Source organism: Streptomyces sp. UH6 (assembly GCF_013421635.1).
Taxonomy (GTDB): Bacteria; Actinomycetota; Actinomycetes; order Streptomycetales; family Streptomycetaceae; genus Streptomyces; species Streptomyces abyssomicinicus.
This window is the reverse complement of record NZ_JACADT010000619.1, coordinates 1-3471: the sequence shown is the minus strand read 5'-3', so window position 1 is coordinate 3471 and position 3471 is coordinate 1. Positions and strand designations below refer to the sequence as shown.

Here is a 3471-nt window from a genome sequence, read left to right as displayed (position 1 = left end):
ACTGCCCCTCCGCGCATGGAGCGTGCGCGGCCGGATAACCGACGCGACGCCGACAGAGGCAAGTTGCAGAGAGGATCGCCATGCAGCGCGCAGCGACGCCGACCGACGGACCACCCGCCCGGGCGCCCCGCGGCGCCGTGCCGACGGCACGGGCCGGGGTGCGGGGACCGGTTTTCCGGCAGGACGCCGGCCCGCACCGTCCGGACGGGAGCCCTTCATGCTGACCGACGTCATCGTCCAGAACATCGCGTCCTTCCGGATCGACCCGGCCGTCCTGGCCCGGCCGGACCGCAGGACCGTCCTGATGACGAGTCCCGCCCAGTACCGGAAGCTGGTGAAGCGCAACCGGGTGGACGCCTTCGACCGGGTGGTCGTCCACGACGACTTCGGCGCGCGGGGCATCGCCGCGTGCGTGACGGAGCTGCGGGAGACGCTCCCGGAGGGCGACCGTGACGGCGTCCGGCTGGTGTGCCACGACGAGTACGCCCTGGGGGCCGTCGCCGAGGCCCGCGTCCTGACCGGTGTCCCCGGCGACCGGCCCGCGCAACTGGCGCCGTTCGTGGACAAGTTGACGATGAAGGCCGCACTGGCGGACTCCGGCGTCCGGTTGCCGAGGCACCGCGAGTGGTCCGCCGCCGACCACCACCGCGACCCGGAGCGGTACGCCGCCGAGCTGGGCGCCGACCTCGGCTGGCCGGTGTTCGTCAAGCCCCTCGACGAGTCCGGCAGCGTCGGCACCGCGGTCCTCGCCGACGCCGCGGCCCTGCACGCCTGGGCCCGCGACACGGACGGCCGGCGGTTCGAGCTGGACGAGTACCTCGACGGCGACCTGTTCCACGTGGACACGACCGTCCAGGGCGGCAGGATCCTGCACGCCAAGGTCAACCGGTACCTCCACCCGTGCTACGACTATCTGAAGGGCCGCCTCTGCGCCAGCTGGACCGTGCCCGACGACGCCCCCGAGGCGGCCGCGCTCCGCGCGTTCAACCGTCAGGTGATCGAGGCCTTCCCCGACAAGCCCCGCGACGGCGTGTTCCACCACGAGGTGTTCCGCCGGGCCGACGGCGAGCTGGTCTTCCTGGAGATCGCCGCACGGGCTCCGGCGGCCCTGGTCCCCTCCACCAGCCGGATCGCCTGGGGCGTGGACGTCGAGGAGTCGCACTTCCGGCTCCAGCGCGGGGAACGCCCGGCCGAGCCGGAGGCGACCGGGCTGCACGCCGCGTGGGCCTACTTCCCCCACGTGCCGGGCACCGTCGCGGACCTGCGGGAGGCCGAGCTGCTCAGCGACCACCGGTGGCAGTGGAACGTGGAGGTGGGACGGACCACCGAGGCCCCCGAGGACATCCGCGACTTCGCCGCGAGCGTCCTGCTGTGGAACGCCGACCAGGAGGCCCTGCTGCGGGACCTGCGCACCCTGGACGCGCACCGGCCGGTGATCACCACCTGACCGGACGCGCCCGGCTTCCGCGCGGCGACCGGTCGGGCCGCCGTGGTGTGCGCCCGGCCGCCCGGCCCGCGGGACCGGGCGGCACCGGGAGCCCGACGTGGCTCAGCTCCAGGTCATGTTGATCTCCCGCTCGAAGTCCACGTACCCGGCGCGGGCGAACGCCGCGGCCATGGGGACGTTGCCCAGGTCCGTCGACGCGCGGATGCGGGGCACGTCCTGGGCCGTGAGGACACGGGTGCCCTCGGCGAGGATCTCGTCCACGTATCCCTTGCCGCGGTGCTCGGGCACCACGGCGAGGTAGGCGATGACCGGGTTGTAGCCGTTGTGGGCGGGGACGACGAAGCCCACCGGCCCGCCGTCGGGCAGTTCGGCGACCCGCCACCAGTCGCGCGGGCTGCGGTAGCGGGCCAGTTCGTCGGCGTACTGCGCCTCGGCCGCCTCCTGGGCCGACATGGTGGTCAGGTCGTGCAGGCTGTGGGCGTCCAGGGTCCCCTCCAGCACACGCGCCATCAGGCCGGTCAGCTCACGCTCGTCGCGGGGCGTGCGGAAGACCAGGCGGCCCGTGGGAGGGGGTACGGGCAGGCCCGGGGAGCGGTCGAGACGGAGCCGTTCGACGAAGAGGCGGGCTCCGGTGCGTTCGGCGATCGCCATGCGGTCCTCGACGGCGCGCCGGACGGCGGGGACGTCCCGCCAGCCGGGCGGCACGAAGCGCGTGTACTCCGGGACCGGCGCCGCGGGGTCGAGCACCGTGGACATGGCGGTGCGCAGCAGGTGCTCGCCGACGTCCAGGCGGTCCGCGGCGGGCAGGGTGTCGTCGACGTCGAGGACGTCGAGCAGCAGCGGCCGGTCGGCGCCGAGGCGGTTCCACCAGGCGAGCCGGGCGAGGAGCCGGTCACCGTCGTGGGCGACCCACATCCGGTCGGGTCGGCGGCGGCCTTCGTCGAGGTCGGCGGCGAGTTCCGCGTCGAGTGCGTAGGACAGGCCGAGGAAGAGGTCGAGTTCGTCGCGTCCGGTGAGCGGACGCACGGTCAGAAGAGCTGGGTTCACGGTCGGGACTCTCTGCTGAGGAGCGCTCGGCCGTCCGGGCCCGGTGTCAGGCGGTGTGCGGGGTGCCGGAAGGGACGAGCGTGGTGGGCGTACGGGGCGTCGACATGACTTACCCCTCCTCTCAGCGGCGGGAGTGGACACGGCCCGGTGCGAAACGGGCCGCCCGTATGACTATCAGGCCACTCGTCGGTCGCACCATCGGATTTCCGCTGCCCGGACGGCCACCGCTCAGATTCCGCCGCTCGCGAAGGTGCGCACACCACTTGCCAGGCACTGCGGGTGCGCCATAAGTTACTGGCTAGTAGGTTGGTGTCACCGCCTCGACCCGTGCGCAAAGGAGCAGCCATGCCCACTCTCGACCGTCAGGGCGACGTCTTCGTTCTGGATCTCGGAGACGGCGAGAACCGCTTCCACCCGGACTGGATCGCCTCGGTGAACAGCGCCCTGGACGAGGTGGAGAAGGCGGAGGGCCCGCGCGCCCTGGTGACCGCCGCCACGGGCAAGTTCTGGTCGAACGGCCTCGACCTGGACTGGCTCTTCGCCCACGCCGACCGGCACCAGGAGTACGTGGTCTCCGTCCACGCCCTCTTCGCCCGCGTGCTGTCGCTCCCGGTGATCACGGTCGCGGCGCTCCAGGGGCACACCTTCGCCGCCGGGGCCATGCTGTCGCTGGCGCACGACTTCCGGGTGATGCGCGCCGACCGCGGGTTCTGGTGCCTGCCGGAGGCGGACATCCACATCCCGTTCACCCCGGGCATGTCGGCCCTGATCCAGTCCCGGCTGACGCCGCAGGCGGCGCACGAGGCGATGGTGACCGCCCGCCGCTTCGGGGGCGGGGAGGCGCTGGCCGCGGGCGTCGTGGACCGGGCGGTCCCCGAGGACGCCGTCCGCACGACCGCGGTGGAACTGGCGGCGTCGCTGGCCGGCAAGGCGAGCGAGACGCTCGGCACCATCAAGTCGCGGATGTACGCCCCGGC

Annotated in this window: 3 protein-coding genes; 2 read left to right on the top strand and 1 reads right to left on the bottom strand. The window is 73.3% G+C overall.

The genetic code is table 11. The features are described from left to right. Positions 1-217 precede the first annotated feature (217 nt). The gene (locus tag HW445_RS23125; RefSeq protein WP_180222886.1) at positions 218-1447 is read left to right on the top strand and encodes an acetyl-CoA carboxylase biotin carboxylase subunit family protein; all 1230 of its coding nucleotides are present in this window, start codon (positions 218-220) and stop codon (positions 1445-1447) included. Positions 1448-1549: 102 nt separating this feature from the next. Here the strand turns inward: HW445_RS23125 and HW445_RS23120 are convergent, their stop codons facing one another. Next, positions 1550-2494: a GNAT family N-acetyltransferase gene (locus HW445_RS23120; RefSeq protein ID WP_308799736.1), complete on the bottom strand. Its 945-nt coding sequence runs from the start codon at positions 2492-2494 to the stop codon at positions 1550-1552. Between the two features lie 345 nt (positions 2495-2839). On the opposite strand from HW445_RS23120, the gene HW445_RS23115 reads away from it, so the two are divergent. Next, the coding region (locus HW445_RS23115; RefSeq protein ID WP_180222885.1) for an enoyl-CoA hydratase-related protein at positions 2840-3471 on the top strand (632 nt) is incomplete at its 3' end.

Excerpts from the sequence above, each read along its gene's own strand:
- HW445_RS23125 (WP_180222886.1), top strand. The coding sequence starts at position 218 with ATGCTGACCGACGTCATCGTCCAGAACATCGCGTCCTTCCGGATCGAC.